Origin of the sequence: Dietzia timorensis (assembly GCF_020742175.1) — a bacterium.
Lineage (GTDB): Bacteria > Actinomycetota > Actinomycetes > Mycobacteriales > Mycobacteriaceae > Dietzia > Dietzia timorensis_A.
In genome coordinates, this window is sequence record NZ_DYXM01000017.1 from 1 (window position 1) to 3,430 (window position 3,430).

At 64.9% G+C, this 3,430-nt stretch carries 3 protein-coding genes and 1 pseudogene; 2 read left to right on the forward strand and 2 right to left on the reverse strand.

The features are described 5' to 3' along the window. Positions 1–80: 80 nt before the first annotated feature. Positions 81–1,124 carry a DUF4272 domain-containing protein gene (locus K8V11_RS00815; protein WP_303910311.1) on the forward strand — a complete coding sequence of 348 codons (1,044 nt, stop codon included), beginning with the start codon at positions 81–83 and terminating at the stop codon, positions 1,122–1,124. 21 nt (positions 1,125–1,145) lie between these two features. Here the strand turns inward: K8V11_RS00815 and K8V11_RS00820 are convergent, their stop codons facing one another. After that, a complete protein-coding gene (locus K8V11_RS00820) occupies positions 1,146–1,658 on the reverse strand; it encodes a hypothetical protein (protein ID WP_303910312.1) in 513 nt (170 codons plus the stop codon). 170 nt (positions 1,659–1,828) lie between these two features. After that, entirely contained in the window at positions 1,829–2,482 is a 654-nt protein-coding gene (locus tag K8V11_RS00825) for a hypothetical protein (RefSeq protein ID WP_303910313.1), read from the reverse strand. A gap of 361 nt (positions 2,483–2,843) precedes the next feature. Between K8V11_RS00825 and K8V11_RS00830 the strand changes: the two are divergent. Then, positions 2,844–3,430, forward strand: a pseudogene (locus tag K8V11_RS00830) (hypothetical protein); the annotation flags it as partial.

A 3,430-nucleotide genomic window follows, 5' to 3' on the forward strand; every position in this document is an offset into this window, starting at 1 on the left:
AGTGAGGTGAGGGGTGATTGAGGGATGGCGTGATTGAAGGGTGAGTGGGATGGGCTCTCCCCTGCGTGATCGTTTTGGGTATGGAAAACTCGATCACCATGTACATCAACGCCTATTCCACGGTCCGCGACGAGATCCCGGGGCCGTACGCCCAGCAGCGGGGTGCCGATGACCCCGAGTTCGTGGAGCACCTGAACGGGTTCACCGGCTACGTGTGGGAGCGCGGCGGCCAGGAGATGACGCCGAGCATGTTCGGGCTGATCCGCCACATCGGGGACGCCCGGCGCCAGTACGTGTTCGAGCGCGAAGACCTGAGCGGCCTGGAGGACTGGGCGGAGCAATCGAATTCAGTGTTCCTCATGCCGGACGGCGCGGTGGTCGATGCGCGTGGCGAGGACATCGTCGCCGGTGGCGGGGTGCCGTATCACCCGGCGGCGCGGGAGCGGGCGCTGCGGGTGCGGGCGGGAATCACGAAGGACACGGGCGCGACGTTGCCCGGGCATTACCCGCCGGTGCGCAGCGAGTTCGAGGCCGTGGTGCGTGGGCCGCAGGAGGTCGCGCAGCGGCTCATGTCGCTGGTGGCGGTTTCCGAGCTGGCCGGCTTCTTCTTCGGCGAGGCGGGGCCGCCCGTGGATGCGATTCGTGGGGTGCTGCCCGGGACGTTCGAGACGATGACGCCCGCGGAGCGGCGATTCGTCGAGTTGATCGAGTCCGGCGTGACGGCCGAGACCGACTCCCCCGACGGCGACGAGGCGCGCCACGCGGCGACGCAGCTGGCGTGGCAGGTGATGGCGGCACAGATGCTCGCGCACGTGCTGGGGATCCGGGAGCTTCCCGCGGGGCAGTTTCGCGTCGACCCCTGGCCGCTGGTCAAGTGGGTCGCGGACAACGGTGAGGCCGGCGTCTACGAGCACGCGACCGAACTGATCGCTCTGCCGGAGATGTGCGACACGTACGAGTTCGTCCATTCGATGCGGTGGATCGCCGTCGACGAGCAATTGAACCCCGAGGAACCGGCCTCCATCGACGAGCAGACCGCCGGCACGCTGCTCGAGTGGCATCGCGCCCTGTCATGGCTGTTCCACGTCGACGCCGACTGGGACGAGGTCGATCTGTCGACTTAAGAGACAGGCGGGACGGGGCGGCTAACTGCGCTCCGCCTCCGGGAACAGCTCCTGGAACTCCGCGACGCCTTCCTCAGGCAGCCACACGTACGTGCCACCCTGGCCGTTGTCGATGAACAGCCGCACGCGCCCGGGCACGTCGCCAAAGTCATCGAGGATGTCCATGGCGACCTCGGGGTTGAGCCAGTCGTCGGCCTGCTCGAACTCCGTGCGCCGGGGCACGCCGTCGAGGGTGTACTCCAGCGTTGCGGTGCGGGCCTCGAAGTTGAGGTGCGACGAAGCGTCGGAAAGCTTGTCCTCCTTTCCGGTCGCCCGGGCCCACTGGCGGACCCACTTGGCGTAATCGGCGTGATCCTCGATCATCTCGGCGTCGAAGTGGAGCACGTGCGAGAACGCCGGCCCCTCCAGATCCTCGGAGGTGAGGATGAGAAACGGGGTCGCGTCGGTGGGATGGATCGTCTCGGGGCGCAGCAGTTCGAGGCCCGAGCGGCGGAAAGTGTCGATGATGGCGTCGCGATCATTCTGGTTTCCCATGCGGACGCAGATACGCGCGGTCCGTGAACCTGGCATGGGGTCGTTAGTGGCGACGAGGAGAGCGAAGAAACGAGTGAGATCGCCTTCGCCGACGGGGTGTCCTCGCCGATTGCTTGACGACGGCTCGCCTGGAGCCGTTGCACCCGCCGAGTCGGTTACCGCTGCTGACGCTAGTTGCCGTAGGCGATCATCTCGAAAGTCGACGAGGCTTCGGTCGGGTTGTCCGGGTCCTCCCACGGCGCGAGGGACACGTCGATCCGGTATTCGCCCGGCGGATTCTTGCTCGGCCGCAGATCGAACTTCGTCTTTCCTTCGCACTTGTTCTGGCGGTCCGTCAGGAGCACGGTTCCGCCCTGGTCGACGAGGGAGACAACGGCGACGCACTGCTCGGCGTCGTAAAGTGCACCGCCCGAAACGGCCTGCCACTCGATCCAGCCCGAGGCTTCGCCGTAATTCGAATACTGGAGCACTCCGGGCGACACTTCGCGTGTGGTGTCGATGACGATCTGGACTTCGTCGATGGCACCGCCCGATTGCGCCTCCTCGGCCTCTGCGGACGACGACGATTCGACGTCTTCCGTCGCCTTCTCCGTCGTCGTGATCACGGTCGTTTCCACGCTGGTCGGGGCGGAAGCGTTGGCGTCGTTCGCGGGAGCGGCCGGCTTCTCATCGTCGGAACCTCCGCCTCCGGGCAGGACCGAACACGAGGCGAGCAGGAGCGCAGAAGCCGATGCGACTGCAATGGAAAGGGCCCGGCGAGACGTGGTCGCGCGGCGACGGCCGGTGTTCATCCCGGATCCCGAGGAGGAAAAATTTGTGCTCATGAACTAGATGAAACCACGGTTTCTGCAGGGGCAGGACACCAAAATCGCACCACCTTCGGATTGATGCGGATACCCGTGATGTTTCACCGATGTTCGCGCCCTCACTTGTGGTCACCCGGTATTCGGGCGGGCCACATTTCATGCGGCACCACACTCAATTCGGACAGCCTCCTTGAGCGCAACGGTGTTCGAGCCCAATGCGCAACACATCCACGGGCGTATCTATCATTCTGATTCGGCCGTGACGACGGGCTGCCAACAGGCGCCATCTCTGCTCCGGCCGTTGTGTCGCTCCCTTCACGTGGAAGGGAAGCGTTCCTCGCGACGTCCGCGACGTTCGCCTTAGTCAGAAAGTTCCTGCATGTCCGCACCTTTTTCCGCAGGCCCGTCTCCGTACGACGATATGCCCGCCTTTCCCGAGAACAAGCCCCGCAGCAAGACTCCGCTGATCCTCGGCATCGTCCTCGCCGTCGTTGGCGTGGCCGTTGTGTTCACGCTCGGCTTCTTCACCGGCGCCTCGACCGTTCCCGCAGCGCCGGGCACAGATACCGGCGGTGACACCGACACAGCGTCGATCTTCGATGTCGAAAGTGATTCGGGTTCGTCGTCCACGAAGTCCGGCGACGTAGCTGGCAGCAAGGGAGATGCCGTCGACTCTGATGGGGTCCGCTTGACCGTCACGAATGTCGAGGAAGGCCCGTCGATCGACTACCTGGAAGACGGGGTGAAGGCGGAGTTCGCCGCTACCGAAACGCTCGATGCCATTGAGGGCGGCAAGCTGGTCACGGTGACCACGGAGGTCGAGAACACCGGCACCGAAGCGTGGGATCTCACCTGTGGGTTCTCGATCCAGTCGGAACTCGTCGATGACCAGGGGCGCCACTTCCAACCGATCGACAGCCTGTATCGGATCCCCGGCAATCCTGATTGCAGTGAGCAAACGAACCC

Coding starts and splice junctions, on each gene's coding strand:
- K8V11_RS00825 (WP_303910313.1), bottom strand. CDS start 2,482: ATGAGCACAAATTTTTCCTCCTCGGGATCCGGGATGAACACCGGCCGT.
- K8V11_RS00815 (WP_303910311.1), top strand. CDS start 81: ATGGAAAACTCGATCACCATGTACATCAACGCCTATTCCACGGTCCGC.
- K8V11_RS00820 (WP_303910312.1), bottom strand. CDS start 1,658: ATGGGAAACCAGAATGATCGCGACGCCATCATCGACACTTTCCGCCGC.